Here is a 16,223-nt window from a genome sequence, read left to right as displayed (position 1 = left end):
CCAGCTTAGCAGGGCCGGGCGCGATGACGCTACTGCCGGATGCGCCAACCGGTGCGGAAGATCCACCAGACAAAGCCAAGGCAAAGCGCCAGAAAGAACAGCACCGCTGCCAAAGACCAGCCAACCGGCATATCCGCGACGCCATAAAACGACCACCGAAAGCCCGAGATCAGGTACAGAACCGGGTTGAACCGCGTCAACGTTTCCCAAAACGGGGGCAGCATCGACGCGGTATAGAACGCCCCGCCCAGAAACACCAACGGCGTGATCAGCAACAGCGGCACCAGTTGCAGTTGTTCGAAATTGCTGGCCCAGATGCCGATGATGAACCCCAACAGCGAAAAGCTGATTGCGGTCAGCAGAAGAAAGCCAATCATCCAGACCGGGTGCTGGATTTGCAGATCGACGAAAAACGCCGAGGTGATCAGGATAATCACCGCAATCATCACCGCCTTGGTCGCCGCCGCGCCCACATAGCCGATGACGATCTCGATGAACGAAAGCGGCGCGGTCAGAACTTCGTAGATCGTGCCGATGAATTTCGGGAAATAGATCCCGAACGAGGCGTTGGCGACGGCCTGTTGCAGCAGTGTCAGCATGATCAGGCCCGGCACGATAAACGCGCCATAGGTCACGCCCTCGACATCCTCGATCCGGCTGCCAATGGCGGTCCCGAACACGACGAAATACAGAACCGTCGACAGAACCGGCGAGATCACCGATTGCGCCAGCGTGCGGAAAGTTCGGGCCATTTCATAGGCGTAGATTGCCCAGATCGCGCGGAAATTCATGGTTGCCCCTCCTCGACCAGCGTCAGGAATACATCTTCAAGCGAGCTCTGCCGGCTTTCCACATCGCGTACCGAAAGACCAGCGGCGGCCATATCGGCGACCAGCCGGGTAATGCCCGTGCGTTCAGACCGCGCGTCATAGTCATATTGCAGCACATCATCGGTTTTGCCGCGCTGCAGCTTGTATTCGCTCAGCGCTTCGGGAATGTCCTTCACCGGAGATTGCAGCGACAGGATCAGTTGCTTGCGGCCCAGCTGTGTCATCAGCTTGTCTTTGTCTTCAACCAGCAGCAGCTTGCCCTTGTTGATCACCCCGATCCGGTCGGCCATCTCTTCGGCCTCTTCGATATAGTGGGTGGTCAGAATGATCGTCACGCCGCTTTCACGCAGACGGCCCACCATTTCCCACATATCCCGGCGCAGCGAGACATCGACACCCGCGGTGGGTTCGTCCAGAAACAGGACCTGCGGTTCGTGGCTCAGCGCCTTGGCGATCAACACCCGTCGCTTCATGCCGCCCGACAGCGCCATGCAAGGCGTGTCTTTCTTGTCCCACAGCGACAGGTCTTTCAGGACCTGTTCCAGATACGCCTCGTTGCGGGGCTTGCCGAACAGGCCGCGCGACAGGCGAACGGTGTTCAAAACGGTCTCGAACGGCTCGATCGTAATCTCTTGCGGCACCAGCCCGATCAGGTTGCGCGCGGCTCGGAAGCTGCGGATGGTGTCATGGCCACCGACGCTGATGGTTCCTTCGGTCGGAGTGATCAGCCCGCAAATGGCCGATATCAACGTGGTCTTGCCCGCGCCGTTTGGCCCAAGAAGGGCCAGAATCTCGCCCTTCTCGATCTCAAGCGACACGTCGTCAAGCGCGCGCATGCCGCCTGCATAGGACTTGCCCAGCCCGTTAATGGAAATAATCGATGTCATGGCCGCCCCTGCTGAACCGTATGGTTTAGGCTTTAGCCCATGGCTGGTGCGGCCGCCAAGACCCGCTTGCGCAGGTTCCATTGTGCGCCGACGCGCATGCTGACATCAAACTGACACAAAATGTGCGCTGGTTAACGCTTGCGGTCGCGCCGCGAGCTCATTGGCTGGAACGCCACGCCCACATGTGCCTCGCAATAGGGTTTACCCTGCTGCACCGGCAGGCCGCAGAACCAGAAATCGTCGGTCGACGGGTCGCCGATCGGCCATTTGCAGGTGCGCTCGGTCAATTCCATCAGCGTCAGTTTGCGCGCCTTCTTTTCCACCTCGCGGACCGAAGCCAGCGCTTCGGGGCTGATCTCGTTGGCCGAAGGCTGTGGTGGCAGCGGCTGGCCAGCGGGGATGATCGCCTTGCGGGCAGGCGTGGGGGCCGGCGCGGGTGCCGAGGCGGCGGGTGCTTCGGTGGCCGGCTCTTCCTTGGGGGCGGGCTTCGCGGCAGGCTTGGCGGCACGCGGTGCGGCCTCGGCCTTGGCGGGTTTTGCGGGTTTTGCAGCCGGGGCCGCGCCGCCGCTTGTGCGGTTTGACAGACCCAACCGGTGCACCTTGCCGATCACGGCATTGCGGGTCACACCACCCAGTTCTTTTGCGATCTGGCTGGCCGACTGGCCTTCACCCCATAGTTTCTTCAGCGTCTCAACACGCTCTTCGGTCCAGGACATTCGGTTTCCTTGGCTGACTGGCGGGCGCTGTGCGTGAATGCACGCGCAAAATTCTGATCTGGCCTATTCTAATTGCACTGCAACCCGGGATACAACCCCAACAGAACACCACATCTCAAGAGGCCGCCGCATGTCCGCAACAGATACGATGGGAACCCGCCGATTTGGCCGGGTGAATTGGTTGGGGCTGGCCACGCTGACCCGCCGCGAAATCCGACGTTTCATGAGCGTCTGGACACAGACCGTTGCCGGGCCGCTGGTTTCGTCCGCCTTGTTGCTGGCGGTCTTTGCACTGGCCGTGGGCCCGCGGCGCGGCGAGGTGATGGGTGTGCCCTTCATCCAGTTCCTGGCGCCGGGCATCCTGATGATGACCGTGATCCAGAACGCTTTTGCCAACACATCTTCGTCGCTGATGGTGGCCAAGGTACAAGGCAATATCGTGGACACGCTGATGCCGCCATTGTCAGCGGGCGAGATGCTGTTTGGGTACCTGGCCGGGGCCATTGCGCGCGGTGCGCTGGTGGCCGTGGCGGTTCTGATCTTTATGCTTGTGCTTCTGGGCGGATCGGTTGCGCATCCTTTATGGCTGATCGTCTTTGTAGTGCTGGGCGGCGCGATGCTGGGCGCGTTGGGGCTGGTGGCGGCGATTTACGCGCAGAAGTTTGACCAGATGGCCGCGATCACCAATTTCATAGTTACACCGCTGAGCTTCCTTTCCGGCACGTTTTATTCGCTGGACGTGTTGCCGCGGTTCTTGCAGATCGCGTCACACGCCAACCCGTTTTTCTATCTGATCGACGGCGCGCGGTTCGCGGTGATCGGGCAATCGGACAGCAGCCCGGTTCTGGGGCTGGTGGTGTGTCTTGTCGCCAATGGGGTGATTCTGGGGCTGGTCTGGCAGTGGCTTCGATCAGGATATCGCCTGAAAGCGTAGCCGGGCCGCTGTTAAAATGCGCGCCTTGCGGCGCAAGACATGCTGATTGGCGCCTGGTTGCGCCGGTTTCATACCTTTCTTACGGGGGAGGGGGTGGACAGGGCGTTTTCTTGTCGCTACGGCTGCGATCATGATCAATACGCTGCATATCGCCCCTTCGCGACGTCGACGCGCCTAAGCGCTCGCGTTTGATCTTCCTGTGCCTTTGGCACATCCCCCACCCCGTGCCTGTGGCACATCCCCGACATTGTTGACAGCCACGTCCCGCTGGGGCACCCATTGGCTTCTATTTCAAAGGACCACGATCATGATCCCCTCGATCCTGCCCACCTATAACCGTGCCCCGCTTGAGTTTGTCTCGGGCAAGGGTGTTTGGCTTGAGGCATCCGACGGGCGACGTTTTCTGGACCTCGGCTCGGGCATTGCGGTGAATTCGCTGGGCCATGCGCATCCGGACCTTGTCGCGGCCCTGACCGATCAGGCGGGCAAGCTGTGGCATGTGTCGAACCTCTACCAGATCCCACAGCAGCAGGCATTGGCCGATGCGCTGGTGGGGGCAAGCTTTGCCGATACCGTGTTTTTCACCAATTCCGGCACCGAGGCCTGCGAGCTGGCGGTGAAGATGGCGCGCAAGTATTGGCACGATAAGGGCCAGCCAGAAAAGACCACGATTATCGCCTATCACGGGGCGTTTCATGGCCGCTCGTCGGCTGGGATTGCCGCCGCCGGTTCGGAAAAGATGACCGCCGGGTTTGGGCCGCTCTTGCCCGGTTTCGTGCATCTGGATTACGGCGATATGGCGGCCACCAAGGACGCGCTGAAGGACCCCGGCGTCGGTGCCGTGATTGTCGAGCCGATCCAGGGCGAGGGCGGCATTCTGCCCCTGCCGGACGCCGATATGAAGGCTCTGCGCGCCTTGTGCGACGCGGCCGGTGTTCTGCTGATCCTGGACGAGGTGCAATGCGGCGTGGGCCGGACGGGCAAGCTTTTTGCCCATGAATGGGCAGGCATCACCCCCGATATCATGATGGTGGCCAAAGGCATTGGCGGCGGCTTCCCCCTGGGCGCGGTTCTGGCGACCGAGGACGCGGCCAGCGGCATGGTTGCGGGCACCCATGGATCGACCTATGGCGGCAACCCTCTGGGCTGTGCGGTGGGCACCAAGGTGATGGAGATTGTCGCCAATCCCGAATTCCTGGCCGATGTGTCGCGCAAAGGCGGTCAGTTCCGGCAGGGGCTTGAGGGGCTGGTGGCCAGCTTTCCCGACGTGTTCGACCATGTGCGCGGGGCCGGCCTGATGCTGGGCATCGTGTGCAAGGCACCCAATGTGGATGTTGTGGCCGCGGGCTATGACGCGGGCGTTCTGGCCGTGCCGGCGGCCGACAACGTGGTGCGCCTGCTGCCCGCGCTGAACCTGAGCGATGATGAGATAAACGAGGCATTGGCCCGTCTGACCAAGGCCGCCGAGGCCGTGCAGACCGCCCTTGATGCCAAGGCCGAAGGATAAAAACCATGCCGCATTTCCTGGATATTCACAAAACCCCCACCGCCGACCTGAAAGCCATGATGGCGCAGGCCCACGCGATGAAAGCCGCGCGCGCCGGGTTGCCCAAGGGCACCCCCGATGCCGATCAGCCGCTGGCCGGGCGCATGGTGGCGCTGGTGTTCGAAAAACCTTCGACCCGGACGCGCGTGTCCTTTGACGTGGGCGTGCGCCAGATGGGCGGGCAGACGCTGGTTCTGTCGGGCAATGACATGCAGCTGGGCCATGGCGAAACCATCGCCGACACGGCCCGCGTGCTCAGCCGCTATGTCGACCTGATCATGATCCGCACGTTCGAGGAATCGACGCTGCTGGAGCTGGCCGAACACGCCACCGTGCCGGTGATCAACGGGCTGACCAACCGCACCCATCCCTGCCAGATCATGGCCGACATCCAGACGTTTGAAGAGCATCGCGGCGCGATCGAAGGCAAGAAAGTGGTATGGTGCGGCGATGGCAACAATGTCTGTGCCTCGTTCCTGAACGCCGCCGGGCCGTTCGGCTTTGACCTGACCTTCACCGGCCCCGAACCGCTGGACCCCGAGGGTGCGTTTGTGCAGGCCGCGCGCGAGGCCGGGGCTAACGTACAGATCGAACGCGACGCGTTCAAAGCGGTCGAAGGCGCCGATCTGGTGGTGGCCGATACCTGGGTCAGCATGCATGACCCGGCCTCGACCCGCGAACGCCGCCACAACCAGTTGCGCCCTTATCAGGTGAACGATGACCTGATGGCAGCGGCGGGTGATCAGGCGCTGTTCATGCATTGCCTGCCAGCCCATCGCGAGGAGGAAGTGACCTCATCCGTGATGGACGGCCCGCAATCGGTGATCTTTGACGAGGCCGAGAACCGCCTGCACGCGCAAAAGGCCATCCTGCGCTATTGTCTGGACGTCTGAGCACAGTTCAGCGGCGCGGCTTGGCCCGCGTCGTTGGTTTCTCGTTCGCGGGGTCTTCGGGCCAGACATGTTTGGGGTATTGCGCCCGCATGTCCTTGCGCAGATCGGCGTATGATCCCGCCCAGAACCCCGGAATATCGGTGGTGATCTGAATGGGCCGCTGCGCCGGGGACAGCATCGTCACCTTCAGTGGCACCTGCGCGGGGCCAACGGTCGGGTGCCGGGTCACCCCCAGAAACTCTTGCAGTTTCGCCTGCACGGCGGGCTGCCCGTCGCCATAATCGATGGGCAGTTTGCGACCCAGCGGGGTTTGCCAATGCGCGGGCACCTCGCGGTCCAGCCGCGCCATCTGGTCCCAATTCAGCATTGCGCGCAGGGCGGGCAGCATGTCGAAGTTCTTCCAGCCCTCGGCGCTGCGCACGCCCCCCAGATGCGGCACCAGCCAGTCGTCCAGCGTTGCCATCAACGCGGCATCCGACAGGTCGGGGAAGGTGTCGTCGCCGTCCTGCATCAGGCGGGCGCGCGCCGCAAAGCGGCGCGCGGCATCGCTCCAACTGAGGCCCAGCGTCCGCACGCCATCGGCCATGGCGCCGGCGATGGCCTCAGACGGGGCGCCCTTCCACGCCTCATCGGCCAGCACCAGCGCGCCGAACCGTTCCTGCCGCCGCGCCAGCACGCGCCGGTCTCGTTTCGACCAGTGGCAGGCGTTGTCCCACGTGATCTGATCGGCAAATTCGCCCCTGAGCTCGGCCTCGCTCAGCGCGGCGGCCAGCCGGATCCTGGCTTCGCGCGGGTTGCCGTCCAGCGTGGCGGCCACGATCATCCGTTGCCCGGCCAGCGTGTCATGATCGGCCATCACCGCGCCTTTGCCGCCCGACATCACGTAACGCGCCGCGTCGCCCTTGCGGCGCAGCGCCACCCGGTCGGGATAGGCCAGCGCGGCCATGGCGGCGGCGCTGCGTTTGGGGAAATCACCGCGCGGGGCCAGCCGGCGCAGCCGCTTGGCCTCGTCCCGGATGCGCGCCAGGGTCTTCGCGTCGCCGGCACCGCGCCCGTCAATGGCGCGCAGGCGGCGGGTCAGGTCGCTGCCGCCATCGCGCAGCGGGTCACGCTCGCCCAGCAGCGCCGCCAATGGCGCGGCATCTGCCCCGGCGCGCAGCAGCATATGCCCCAGCCGCGGGTGCAGCGGCAGCGCGCCCAAAGCCCGGCCATGATCGGTGATGCGCCCGCCCGCCAACGCGCCCAGCTGCGCCAACAGCGCCCGCGCCTCGGCCAATGCGCCCTCGGGTGGCGGGGTCAGAAACGCCAGTTCGCCCGGCTCGGCCCCCCAGATCGCCAGTTCCAGCGCCAGATCGGACAGGTCGGCGGCCTCGATCTCGGCCGGGGGGAAGGCGGCCAGCGCCCCTTCCTCGCCCCGCGTCCACAACCGATAGCACCAGCCTTCGGCCACACGTCCCGCGCGCCCGCGCCGTTGTTCCGCCTCGGCCCGGCTGACCTTTTCGGTCACCAGCCGTGACATGCCCGAGCCCGGATCAAACCGCGCCCGCCGCGACTGCCCGCCATCCACCACCACCCGCACGTCCTGAATGGTCAGCGAGGTTTCCGCGATCGACGTGGCCAGCACCAGCTTGCGCACGTCCCCCTTCAGCGGCCGGATCGCCGCCTGCTGCTTGGCGAAGGGCAGGGCGCCGTAAAGCGGCATCAGCGCGACATTGCCGGGCAGGCGGCCGTCCAGCGCGGCGGCCACGCGGCGGATCTCGCCCTCGCCGGGCAGAAAGGCCAGAACGCCGCCCTTGGTCTCGCGCAGGGCGCTGACGATCAGATCTGCCATCGCCGCCTCGCGCCGCACCTCTTTGCGCAACGGCGCGTCCAGCCAGCGGGTTTCAACCGGAAAGGCCCGCCCCTCGGACGTGATCACCGGCGCGTTGTTCAGCATCGCCGCCACCGGCCCTGCGTCCAGCGTCGCCGACATCACCACCACCAGCAGGTCGTCGCGCAGCGCCTCGCGCGCCTCCCATGTCAGCGCCAGCCCCAGATCGGCGTTCAGCGAGCGTTCGTGGAACTCGTCAAAGATCACCGCGCCGACGCCCTCCAGCGACGGGTCCGATTGCAGCATCCGGGTCAGGATGCCCTCGGTCACCACCTCAATCCGCGTGTCCGGGCCCACGCGCGCCTCGCCGCGAATGCGGTACCCCACGCGATCGCCAACCTTTTCACCCAGCGTCTGGGCCATGCGTTCCGCCGCCGCGCGCGCGGCCAGACGGCGCGGCTCCAGCATCACGATGCGACCCGCGCAAAGCCCTGCCTGCAACATCGCCAACGGCACGCGCGTGGTTTTACCGGCGCCCGGCGGGGCTTGCAGCACGGCGCGGCCCGCATCCCGCAGGGCGGCAATAAGGTCGGGCAGGGCGTCATCAATGGGCAGGGCAAAACTCATGCCCGCCTTATCGGCGATTTGCCGCGTCTGCGCCAGTTGGTCTGGACATCCGCCGCGCCGCTTGGTCAAACAGGACCCCAAAGGGAGAAGTAGATGACCCAAGATCTTGCCACGCGCCTGCTGGCCGGGGAACGCCGGGCACTGGCCCGCGCCATCACGCTGGTGGAAAGCGCCCGCCCCGATCACCGCGATCAGGCCGAGGCATTGTTGGCGCAGGTCGGTCAGTCAGGCCGTCAGGCGCTGCGCATCGGGCTGTCGGGCACGCCGGGCGTGGGCAAGTCGACCTTCATCGAGGCATTTGGTGGTCTTCTGACCGATCAGGACCTGCGCGTGGCGGTTCTGGCTATCGATCCGTCCTCGGCCCGGTCCGGTGGTTCGATCCTTGGCGACAAAACCCGGATGGAACTGCTCAGCCGCAACCCCAACGCCTTTATCCGCCCCTCGCCCAGCCAGACCAATCTGGGTGGCGTGGCCCGGCGTACCCGCGACGCGGTCGCCCTATGCGAGGCCGCGGGCTTCGACGTGGTGATCATCGAAACCGTCGGCGTCGGACAGTCCGAGACGATGGTGGCCGACATGGCCGACCTTTTCGTGCTGCTGTTGGCACCCGCGGGCGGGGACGAGCTGCAGGGGGTCAAGCGCGGCATCATGGAGATGGCCGACCTGATCCTTGTGAACAAGGCCGATGGCGCGCTGAAATCCACCGCGATCCGCACCTGTGCCGACTATGCCGGCGCCCTGCGCCTAATGCGCAAGCGCCCGAATGATCCCGACGGCTTCCCCAAGGCGCTGACCGTTTCGGCGGCCGAAGGCGACGGTCTGGCCGAGGCCTGGGCGGAAATGCAACACCTGCACAAATGGCGCCAGGCCGAAGGTCACGGCGCCGCGCGCCGCGCCGCACAAGCCCGCCACTGGTTCGAAGAAGAGGTGCGTCAGGGTCTTTTGGCCCGCCTGCAAAGCGATCCCGACAAACTGGCCGCCATGGACCGGATGGGGGCCGACGTCGCCGCCGGAGATCTGCCCGCCACCACCGCCGCGCGGCGGATGCTGGACATGCTGGGCGGCTAGGCCAATCCGTCGCATGGACGAACGCCGTCCGCCCCACCAGATGTGCGGTATGGAACAGATTTACCTGATGTCCGCCGCTGCGCTCAGCGCTGTTTGGTTCTTGGTTCACACATTCCTCGGCGGGCGCCAGGTTGCGCGGCCCTTGCGGCAAGCCACCGGCATGACCGACGAGGCGCGCGTCGTCGCCTGGATGTGCTGGCATTTTGTGACCGCAACCCTGTTGGTGCTGACGCTGTGCTTTGGCGGCGCGTTGATCTGGGCAATGCCGGGGTTAACGCTTGCAGGCACCGCACTGGCCGCGGGCTTTGTCGCGGTTGGCACGTGGGTCACTGCGCGCTCAGATATCGGCTTTGCCAAGGCCCCGCAGGGGTTGCTTTTCATCCCGCAGGTGGTTCTGGGAGCATTGGCGTTGCTGTAAGGGCCGCCTTTCAGCCAACCGCGCCCGTCAGGGTGGCCAGCGTCACGTCGGTTTTCACCCGGTAAGTCAATTGCCCGGCGTCATCCGCGTGGGGGTGCAATAGGGCCGCAAGCTCGCGGTGAAACGCTGCGCGGCGGCTGCCCAGTTTCGACAGGGCAAAAGTATCGCGGGAATGCTGGCACTTTATGAAGCTGTCTACCGATTGCTGCACGGGCTCTGACAGGAAGGATTGGGTGTCCACAACCTCTACATGGTCCAGATACGCCCTGCGCGACCCGCACCATTGCGCCGAGTTCACGGGCTGCCCGGTCAGCGCGGGCACCCATTTGTCCAGAAAGCCCTGCCATGCGTCCTGCCACGGCGGATCGTGCGGCGTGTCGCCGCTGACCACGGCCAGCAGGTGACGCGGGTGCAGATGCGGGGCCAGCCGATCGAACAGTTGTTCGGGGTTCATCCAATGGATCGACGAAGCGAAGGTCACCACGTCGAACGCGCCCGCCAGGGGCGCATCCTCGGCATAGGCCTGCAGCCATGTCAGGTTCGCGGCGTCACCCCGCGGCAAGGTTCGGCCCAGCGCGATCATGTTGGCCGAGGGGTCCACCGCCACAACCTGATCAAAGCGCGGCGTCATCGGGCGGGCAATCTTGCCCTCGCCACATCCCAGGTCCAGCAGCCGCCCGCTGTCCGGGGCCATGTTGTGGATGTGATCCAGCGCTTGCGTTGCATAGGGTGGGCGATGCGGGTAGAGGTCAACGACATCCGCGTCCTGAAATGACGCACCGGCGGGGTCTGGCATGGGATCCTCCGAAATGGCAAACGGCCCCGTTCTTGAGGATTGCATGGTTTGGGTCAACCCAAACATGTCCCACCAACACGCAAATAATCGCGCGCCAAGGCTTGACCTTTCCTTGCGATTCCCCTTAAAGCACCCAAACGGAATTTGCGGCGCTGCCTTCTCGCAGCGCTGCTGTCATTTCAGAGACAAGGAAAAGTCCCATGTCGCGCGTTTGCGAACTGACCGGAAAAGGCCCGATGACTGGCAACAATGTCAGCCACGCCCACAACAAAACCCGCCGCCGGTTTCTGCCGAACCTGAATGACGTGACCCTGATCTCGGATGCTCTGGGCCGCTCGTTCAAGCTTCGCGTATCGGCTGCTGCACTGCGCACGGTAGACCACCGTGGCGGTCTGGACGCATTCCTGGCCAAAGCCAAGGATGCCGAGCTTTCGACGAAAGCCCTGAAGATCAAGAAAGACATCGCCAAGGTACAGGCTGCTGCCTGATTGCCACCCGGCTGATGCGGAATTGACGGCCCTGTCGCGAAAGTGACAGGGCCGCTTCATTTCGTCCGCTTCCCTTTTGGATGCCGATGCGATAGTCCGCGTCTGATGGCAATTCTGCGCGCAATAACCGCCAGCCTCCTGCTGGTTTCCGTTCTGGTCAGCTCGATCGGGCTGGCCTCGGCGCGCGGTCAGGCACCCGCGGTTGATATGATCGTGATCTGCGCCGGTCAGGGATTTGCCACCATCGCCATCGATGCCGATGGCAACCCAACCCATGCCCCGGTTCTGTGCCCTGACGGGCTGATGGGGTTTGCCGATACCACGGCCCCGCAGCCCAACCCGGCGCCGGTTGCCTTGCAGGTTGCCATCCTGCGCCCGGTCACGCCGCTGGGCTTTGCGCCAGCCGCGCAGGCCACCGGCCCACTGGCCCGCGGGCCGCCCCCCTCCTTCGTTGCCTGACATCTCTGACATTCCAACGAAGGACTACCCCATGCTGAAATCCACCGTTTTCGCGGCTGCCGCCGCCATCCTGTCTACCATGCCCGCCTTTGCCGACGGCATCATGGTCAAAGACGCCTATGCCCGTTCGGCCTCGCCCGCGGCCAGAACCGGCGCCATCTTCATGGTGCTGGACAACCACACCCATGCCGATGACCGTCTGATCGCGGCCACGTCCGAGGCCGCCGCCCGGGTCGAGCTGCACACCCATACCGATGACGGCAATGGCGTGATGCGTATGCACGAGGTCGAGGGTGGCTTTGCCATCCCCGCCCATGGCGAACACGTCCTGGCGCGCGGCGGCGACCACGTGATGCTGATGGGCCTGACCGCGCCGCTGGTGCATGGCGAAACCGTCGACGTCACCCTGACCTTCGAGAAAGCGGGCGAGATGACCGTTTCCGTGCCCGTCGATCTGGAACGTAACGACGCCCATGCGGGCCATGGCGGCCATGGCGATCACGGCGGCGGGCACAAGGCCAAAGGCCACGGTAAACACAACCACTGACCCGGTCCGCGGCGTGGGTTAAAACCCGCGCCGCACCAATTCCTCGTCCACCCATGCGGGCACGATCTCGGTGGCGGCGCCTTGCCGCACCTCGGCGAAATCGCTGGTCACGGCCGACGCCTCCAGGTTCAGTTCCAGCGTATGCGCCCCGGCGCGGTCTGCGTCCTGCACAAAAGCTGCCGCCGGATATACCTGCCCCGACGTGCCGATCGACACGAACAGCTCGGCCCCCCGCAGCACGTCCCAGATCTGGTCCATATACATCGGCATCTCGCCGAACCACACGATATCGGGGCGCGTGGCCGGTGCGGCGCAGGTGGGGCAGGGGTCATCAGTTGCCATAACCGCCGGCGCGTCCCATGTGGCCCCGCAGGCCGCACAGCGCGCACGGTTCAGCCGCCCATGCATGTGCCACACGCGGGTTGACCCCGCCGCCTCGTGCAACCCGTCGACATTCTGCGTGACGATACGCAGATCATCACCCATCGCTGCCTCTAGGCGTGCCAGTGCGTGGTGGGCGGCGTTTGGCACGGCCTGCGCGGCATTGGCCCGGCGCATGTTATAGAAATTGTGAACCTTCGCCGGGTCGGCGGCAAACCCCTCGGGCGTTGCCACCTCGGCCAGGTCATACTGCGTCCACACCCCGCCCTTGTCGCGAAACGTGCCCAGCCCGCTTTCGGCCGAGATACCGGCACCGGTCAGGATCACGATTCTGGCCATGCTGCCCTCCATAGGTTACCTCTTTGTGCCAAAGGAGGCCCCCGGATGACCACCCGAATTCTGTTTGTCTGCCTTGGAAATATCTGCCGCTCGCCCACCGCGCATGGCGTGTTCGTGGCGCAGGCCGATGCGCAGGGCGTGCCGGTGCAGGTCGAAAGCGCCGGGACCGGCGGCTGGCATATTGGCGATCCACCCGATGCGCGCGCCACGGCCGAGGCAGCGGCGCGCGGCTATGACCTGTCGGCCTTGCGCGCCCAGCAGGTGCAGGTGGGGGATTTTGACCGGTTCGACCTGATTATCGCGATGGACACATCGAACCTGGCGGCGCTGGAACGGATGCGCCCGGCGGGCAACACAACCCCGGTCGAGCTGTTCCTGCGCTATGCCGAAACCGACCGCACCGAGGTGCCCGACCCCTATTACGAGGGCGAGTTCGACATGGTGTTGGACCTGATCGAGGATGCCAGCCGCGGCCTGTTGGCCAGCCTCAGCCGCTGATCAGCCGCAAAAGGCTTCGGCGGTGTCGCCGAATTCGCGGTACCGTTTCCAGAACGATTCGTGGCTGCGATTGTCCGACTGGCGGATCTCCTGCGCCTTGTGCGGGTCGGAAAAGAACTTGGCCGCCAGCGACTGGTCCTTGGTGCTCAGCACCAGATCGGCCGCGTCCTGGATACAGCCGCACAGGCTGCGCGTGGCGGCTTTGCGGTCCGACTGGTTACATGCGCGCTCGATCTTGCCTGCGTGCAGGGGTACCGCCAGGCACATTGACAGGATTGCCACAGAAAAAATGGGTCTCATTGCTCTGCCTCACTCTTCCCCGTCTGGCCGCGGCTTTGGCGCCGTCTGTCCGCCGGGGCTTGCTCATTGCCGATAGAATGCCGAATTTTTTCGCAATTTTCAATTCACTACAATTTGTGTCGGCTGATCGATGCCGACCCAGATAGGCGCATTGTTCACAAAAACGCGAAACTGTGTAATCTTCCCAAAAGCTATCTGGTATCCTTTGGTAACTTGGTATAGAAAGACCCTACCGGCGAACAAATCGCCAAGTAGGAGAGCCATGATGCGTGTGACCAAAGTTCTGATCAAAACCCTCTGCGCTTCTATCAGCCTGCATCAGGCAAGCCGCAGCGCCCGCGCCCGGCTGTTCTCGGCAGGCACATCGGCACCGGTTGCACCGATGCCACGTTTCTGCACCATGTGCCATTGCGGCTGATAGGTCAGGCCGCGCGGGCCGCCATTTGGGTGGCCACCGTCTGATCCGCTACATCCGCAGGTGACCGGTTCTGGGCCCGCGCCTGCGTCAAAACCGCATCAAGCGTCGCTTCGGCGGCGCTTAGTTTTTCGGCCACAAAGGCCGGGCGATCTGCAATCCGCAAGATCTCGGTCGCCACGTTGATGATCCCGCCCGCATTCGCGACATAGTCCGGCGCATACAGAATGCCGCGTGCATGCAGCGCTTTGCCGTCGTCAGACGTGGCAAGCTGATTATTGGCACCACCGGCCACGGCCTTTACCTGCAATGCGGGGATCGTGCGGGTGTTCAGCACCCCACCTATGGCGCAAGGGGCAAGGATGTCGGCCTCGACCGACAGGATCGCATCAGGCGCAACCACCGTGGCCCCGAACTCCTGCGCGCCCCGGGCGGTACGCGCTTCGCTGATGTCGGCCACAGTCAACCTTGCGCCCGCATCCTGCAACAAACCGCACAGCGCCCAACCCACATGGCCAAGCCCCTGCACCGCCACATGCACCCCGCGCAGTGTGTCGCGCTGCAACCGATGACGGGCGGTCACGCGGATTGCGTTGAAAATCCCGCGCGCGGTGATGGGCGAGGGGTCGCCACTGGCAAATTCCCCATCGTCCAGCCCCGCAACATATCGCGTACCGCGCGCCACATGCGCCATATCGGCCGGGCTCATGCCCATATCCTCGGCCGTCCAATACCGGCCCGCCAGCGTCTCGATCGCGCGACCAAAGGCCGCCAGCATATCGGGTGTCTTGTCCGCCGGATTGCCCATGATCACCGACTTGCCACCGCCCAATGGCAGCCCCGCCGCCGCGTTTTTGAACGTCATGCCCTGCGCCAACCGCAACGCATCTGCCGCCGCCTCTGCCTCGGTCGGATAGGGCCGCATCCGCAGACCACCCGCTGCCGGACCCAGCTGCGTTGAATGAATGGCGATGAACCCGGTCAGCCCGGTCTCGGAATCCTGCACGCGCAGCAGTTGTTCATGGGTGGCGGCTGGCTGGTTCGTGATCTGCATCTGGGTCCTCCTTTTGATCAGCCTATCGCGCCGGTCGCAGCGGATTTAGCCAAATTCGCACAGCTATGGTGCAATCTGCGCCAAAATTCCCTATCCTATGTGGGTTACTTAGGGGAAATCACCAATGGACGCGCTGGACCAAAAGATTCTCACCACCCTGCAGGCCGATGGCCGCATCGCCATCACCGACCTTGCCGACCGCGTGGGCCTGTCACCCACGCCCTGCGCGCGCCGCGTCGCCCGGCTCGAGGCCGAGGGCATCATCACCGGCTACACCGCCCGCGTCGACGCCGCCCGGCTGGGCCTGCCCCTGACCGCGTTTGTGTTTGTCGAGCTTGACCGAACCGCCGCCGACACGCTGGCCGCGTTCGAGGCCGCCGTGGCCCGGTTTGACGCGGTGATGGAGTGCCACCTGATGACCGGCACGCGCGACATCCTGCTGCGCGTCACCGCCGCCGACCTGGCCGATTTCGACCGCTTCATCGAAACCCAACTGATGCGCACCCCGGGCATCCGCGCCATGCGCTCCAGCTTCACCCTGCGCACCATGGTCCAACGCGACACCCTGCCGGTGGGTTAGGGGACGTAAAATGCCAATCTGAAGTGCTCGTCACCCAAAGTTGCCCCGCCTAGCGGCACCGCCGGGCCGCGCCCGACATTGTTTGACCTTGTCTTTCGCTCTCGGGCAAGTCACCCCTTATTTATAGAATTAACAAAAGACTCCAACAGCTTTAGAAGCAAAAAACAAAGAGGGAAAATAATTACCATCCCCATGCCATTCATACCAGTTCCAACCCAACTAATAATTACAGAATCGCTGTGCATCATGGAAAAAGTGGTAGCCATATACAGAACAAAACCAATGATGGATGCAAATAATGAAACAACAGGGTGCTTCATCATGAATTTGAATATAGGTTTCGCCTTCAATACTATTCGGGAGAACACCGTTCTAAATTGCAATATTACTCCTCCGAAGCGGTATTGAGTGCACTTTTGGGAAGAACATCACGGCCAACATATCCAAATTTTTGCGAGGTTGGCCAGATAAAAACCACCATGTCAAGTGGCGCCCAGTTACTCCGCCAAAGATTGAAATACGAGACGCTGTTGTCGGTTAGGGTGGAGCGAATTTTGCACCTTGTGGCCCTTGGCTAACGCTACTCGAATGAGCTAGGTGCCTTTCGTGAAGGTTGTTGGCAAACCTCCCTCCGGGG

The 16,223-nt window shown here is 63.8% G+C and carries 20 protein-coding genes; 11 read left to right on the top strand and 9 right to left on the bottom strand.

The features are described 5' to 3' along the window. Positions 1–29: 29 nt before the first annotated feature. The 3 genes from ACMU_RS08610 to ACMU_RS08600 form a co-directional block, all read right to left on the bottom strand. Positions 30–791, bottom strand: coding sequence for an ABC transporter permease (locus ACMU_RS08610; RefSeq protein WP_035258417.1), 762 nt, complete (start codon positions 789–791; stop codon positions 30–32). Further along, positions 788–1,717 carry an ABC transporter ATP-binding protein gene (locus ACMU_RS08605; protein ID WP_035258416.1) on the bottom strand — a complete coding sequence of 310 codons (930 nt, stop codon included), beginning with the start codon at positions 1,715–1,717 and terminating at the stop codon, positions 788–790. The genes ACMU_RS08610 and ACMU_RS08605 overlap by 4 nt, the downstream gene beginning before the upstream one ends. Before the next feature lie 131 nt (positions 1,718–1,848). Then, positions 1,849–2,433 (bottom strand): GcrA family cell cycle regulator, encoded by a 585-nt coding sequence (locus tag ACMU_RS08600; RefSeq protein WP_035258414.1) that lies wholly within the window; start codon positions 2,431–2,433, stop codon positions 1,849–1,851. A gap of 130 nt (positions 2,434–2,563) precedes the next feature. On the opposite strand from ACMU_RS08600, the gene ACMU_RS08595 reads away from it, so the two are divergent. From ACMU_RS08595 to argF, 3 genes are all read left to right on the top strand, one after another. Next, the gene (locus tag ACMU_RS08595) at positions 2,564–3,367 is read left to right on the top strand and encodes an ABC transporter permease (protein WP_035258411.1); all 804 of its coding nucleotides are present in this window, start codon (positions 2,564–2,566) and stop codon (positions 3,365–3,367) included. Between the two features lie 307 nt (positions 3,368–3,674). Beyond that, positions 3,675–4,874 carry an aspartate aminotransferase family protein gene (locus ACMU_RS08590; RefSeq protein WP_035258408.1) on the top strand — a complete coding sequence of 400 codons (1,200 nt, stop codon included), beginning with the start codon at positions 3,675–3,677 and terminating at the stop codon, positions 4,872–4,874. A gap of 5 nt (positions 4,875–4,879) precedes the next feature. Continuing rightward, positions 4,880–5,806 carry an ornithine carbamoyltransferase gene (gene argF / locus ACMU_RS08585; protein ID WP_035258407.1) on the top strand — a complete coding sequence of 309 codons (927 nt, stop codon included), beginning with the start codon at positions 4,880–4,882 and terminating at the stop codon, positions 5,804–5,806. Positions 5,807–5,813: 7 nt separating this feature from the next. Here argF and hrpB read toward each other — a convergent pair whose 3' ends face one another. After that, positions 5,814–8,243 carry an ATP-dependent helicase HrpB gene (gene hrpB / locus ACMU_RS08580; RefSeq protein ID WP_035258854.1) on the bottom strand — a complete coding sequence of 810 codons (2,430 nt, stop codon included), beginning with the start codon at positions 8,241–8,243 and terminating at the stop codon, positions 5,814–5,816. 93 nt (positions 8,244–8,336) lie between these two features. On the opposite strand from hrpB, the gene meaB reads away from it, so the two are divergent. Then, positions 8,337–9,311: a methylmalonyl Co-A mutase-associated GTPase MeaB gene (gene meaB / locus ACMU_RS08575; protein ID WP_035258405.1), complete on the top strand. Its 975-nt coding sequence runs from the start codon at positions 8,337–8,339 to the stop codon at positions 9,309–9,311. Between the two features lie 13 nt (positions 9,312–9,324). Further along, positions 9,325–9,729 carry a hypothetical protein gene (locus tag ACMU_RS08570; protein ID WP_051588188.1) on the top strand — a complete coding sequence of 135 codons (405 nt, stop codon included), beginning with the start codon at positions 9,325–9,327 and terminating at the stop codon, positions 9,727–9,729. 10 nt (positions 9,730–9,739) lie between these two features. On the opposite strand, the gene ACMU_RS08565 is transcribed toward ACMU_RS08570, so the two are convergent. Continuing rightward, positions 9,740–10,525: a class I SAM-dependent methyltransferase gene (locus ACMU_RS08565; RefSeq protein ID WP_035258850.1), complete on the bottom strand. Its 786-nt coding sequence runs from the start codon at positions 10,523–10,525 to the stop codon at positions 9,740–9,742. A gap of 200 nt (positions 10,526–10,725) precedes the next feature. On the opposite strand from ACMU_RS08565, the gene rpmB reads away from it, so the two are divergent. From rpmB to ACMU_RS08550, 3 genes are all read left to right on the top strand, one after another. Next, positions 10,726–11,013, top strand: coding sequence for a 50S ribosomal protein L28 (gene rpmB, locus ACMU_RS08560; RefSeq protein ID WP_035258404.1), 288 nt, complete (start codon positions 10,726–10,728; stop codon positions 11,011–11,013). Positions 11,014–11,118: 105 nt separating this feature from the next. After that, on the top strand, positions 11,119–11,472 hold the full coding sequence (locus ACMU_RS18720) for a hypothetical protein (RefSeq protein WP_051588186.1): 354 nt from the start codon (positions 11,119–11,121) through the stop codon (positions 11,470–11,472). Between the two features lie 31 nt (positions 11,473–11,503). After that, positions 11,504–12,019, top strand: coding sequence for a copper chaperone PCu(A)C (locus tag ACMU_RS08550; RefSeq protein WP_035258403.1), 516 nt, complete (start codon positions 11,504–11,506; stop codon positions 12,017–12,019). 18 nt (positions 12,020–12,037) lie between these two features. On the opposite strand, the gene ACMU_RS08545 is transcribed toward ACMU_RS08550, so the two are convergent. Beyond that, positions 12,038–12,739, bottom strand: a complete 702-nt coding sequence (locus ACMU_RS08545; RefSeq protein ID WP_035258844.1) for an NAD-dependent deacylase — start codon at positions 12,737–12,739, stop codon at positions 12,038–12,040. 45 nt (positions 12,740–12,784) lie between these two features. Here ACMU_RS08545 and ACMU_RS08540 point away from each other — a divergent pair, with 45 nt between their 5' ends. Continuing rightward, positions 12,785–13,237: a low molecular weight protein-tyrosine-phosphatase gene (locus ACMU_RS08540; RefSeq protein WP_035258401.1), complete on the top strand. Its 453-nt coding sequence runs from the start codon at positions 12,785–12,787 to the stop codon at positions 13,235–13,237. Here ACMU_RS08540 and ACMU_RS08535 read toward each other — a convergent pair whose 3' ends face one another. Next, entirely contained in the window at positions 13,238–13,537 is a 300-nt protein-coding gene (locus ACMU_RS08535) for a hypothetical protein (RefSeq protein ID WP_035258398.1), read from the bottom strand. It lies immediately after the preceding gene. Between the two features lie 265 nt (positions 13,538–13,802). Between ACMU_RS08535 and ACMU_RS19450 the strand changes: the two genes are divergently transcribed. Continuing rightward, entirely contained in the window at positions 13,803–13,955 is a 153-nt protein-coding gene (locus tag ACMU_RS19450; protein ID WP_161635651.1) for a hypothetical protein, read from the top strand. 4 nt (positions 13,956–13,959) lie between these two features. Here ACMU_RS19450 and ACMU_RS08530 read toward each other — a convergent pair whose 3' ends face one another. After that, on the bottom strand, positions 13,960–15,006 hold the full coding sequence (locus ACMU_RS08530; RefSeq protein WP_035258396.1) for a Leu/Phe/Val dehydrogenase: 1,047 nt from the start codon (positions 15,004–15,006) through the stop codon (positions 13,960–13,962). A gap of 124 nt (positions 15,007–15,130) precedes the next feature. Here ACMU_RS08530 and ACMU_RS08525 point away from each other — a divergent pair, with 124 nt between their 5' ends. After that, on the top strand, positions 15,131–15,586 hold the full coding sequence (locus ACMU_RS08525) for an Lrp/AsnC family transcriptional regulator (RefSeq protein ID WP_035258394.1): 456 nt from the start codon (positions 15,131–15,133) through the stop codon (positions 15,584–15,586). A 110-nt stretch (positions 15,587–15,696) separates the two neighbouring features. Here the strand turns inward: ACMU_RS08525 and ACMU_RS08520 are convergent, their stop codons facing one another. Then, the gene (locus tag ACMU_RS08520) at positions 15,697–15,906 is read right to left on the bottom strand and encodes a hypothetical protein (RefSeq protein ID WP_152544560.1); all 210 of its coding nucleotides are present in this window, start codon (positions 15,904–15,906) and stop codon (positions 15,697–15,699) included. Between the last annotated feature and the right edge of the window lie 317 nt (positions 15,907–16,223).

This window comes from Actibacterium mucosum KCTC 23349 (assembly GCF_000647975.1).
Classification (GTDB): domain Bacteria; phylum Pseudomonadota; class Alphaproteobacteria; order Rhodobacterales; family Rhodobacteraceae; genus Actibacterium; species Actibacterium mucosum.
Note: the sequence above shows the minus strand (reverse complement) of the source record. Positions and strands in the feature narration are given on the sequence as shown.

Excerpts from the sequence above, each read along its gene's own strand:
- ACMU_RS08540 (WP_035258401.1), top strand. The coding sequence starts at position 12,785 with ATGACCACCCGAATTCTGTTTGTCTGCCTTGGAAATATCTGCCGCTCG.
- ACMU_RS08550 (WP_035258403.1), top strand. The coding sequence starts at position 11,504 with ATGCTGAAATCCACCGTTTTCGCGGCTGCCGCCGCCATCCTGTCTACC.
- ACMU_RS08565 (WP_035258850.1), bottom strand. The coding sequence starts at position 10,525 with ATGCCAGACCCCGCCGGTGCGTCATTTCAGGACGCGGATGTCGTTGAC.
- ACMU_RS08530 (WP_035258396.1), bottom strand. The coding sequence starts at position 15,006 with ATGCAGATCACGAACCAGCCAGCCGCCACCCATGAACAACTGCTGCGC.
- ACMU_RS19450 (WP_161635651.1), top strand. The coding sequence starts at position 13,803 with ATGCGTGTGACCAAAGTTCTGATCAAAACCCTCTGCGCTTCTATCAGC.
- ACMU_RS08545 (WP_035258844.1), bottom strand. The coding sequence starts at position 12,739 with ATGGCCAGAATCGTGATCCTGACCGGTGCCGGTATCTCGGCCGAAAGC.
- meaB (WP_035258405.1), top strand. The coding sequence starts at position 8,337 with ATGACCCAAGATCTTGCCACGCGCCTGCTGGCCGGGGAACGCCGGGCA.
- argF (WP_035258407.1), top strand. The coding sequence starts at position 4,880 with ATGCCGCATTTCCTGGATATTCACAAAACCCCCACCGCCGACCTGAAA.
- ACMU_RS08610 (WP_035258417.1), bottom strand. The coding sequence starts at position 791 with ATGAATTTCCGCGCGATCTGGGCAATCTACGCCTATGAAATGGCCCGA.
- ACMU_RS08525 (WP_035258394.1), top strand. The coding sequence starts at position 15,131 with ATGGACGCGCTGGACCAAAAGATTCTCACCACCCTGCAGGCCGATGGC.
- hrpB (WP_035258854.1), bottom strand. The coding sequence starts at position 8,243 with ATGAGTTTTGCCCTGCCCATTGATGACGCCCTGCCCGACCTTATTGCC.
- ACMU_RS08535 (WP_035258398.1), bottom strand. The coding sequence starts at position 13,537 with ATGAGACCCATTTTTTCTGTGGCAATCCTGTCAATGTGCCTGGCGGTA.
- ACMU_RS08590 (WP_035258408.1), top strand. The coding sequence starts at position 3,675 with ATGATCCCCTCGATCCTGCCCACCTATAACCGTGCCCCGCTTGAGTTT.
- ACMU_RS08570 (WP_051588188.1), top strand. The coding sequence starts at position 9,325 with ATGGACGAACGCCGTCCGCCCCACCAGATGTGCGGTATGGAACAGATT.
- ACMU_RS08605 (WP_035258416.1), bottom strand. The coding sequence starts at position 1,717 with ATGACATCGATTATTTCCATTAACGGGCTGGGCAAGTCCTATGCAGGC.
- ACMU_RS08600 (WP_035258414.1), bottom strand. The coding sequence starts at position 2,433 with ATGTCCTGGACCGAAGAGCGTGTTGAGACGCTGAAGAAACTATGGGGT.
- ACMU_RS18720 (WP_051588186.1), top strand. The coding sequence starts at position 11,119 with ATGGCAATTCTGCGCGCAATAACCGCCAGCCTCCTGCTGGTTTCCGTT.
- ACMU_RS08520 (WP_152544560.1), bottom strand. The coding sequence starts at position 15,906 with ATGAAGCACCCTGTTGTTTCATTATTTGCATCCATCATTGGTTTTGTT.
- rpmB (WP_035258404.1), top strand. The coding sequence starts at position 10,726 with ATGTCGCGCGTTTGCGAACTGACCGGAAAAGGCCCGATGACTGGCAAC.
- ACMU_RS08595 (WP_035258411.1), top strand. The coding sequence starts at position 2,564 with ATGTCCGCAACAGATACGATGGGAACCCGCCGATTTGGCCGGGTGAAT.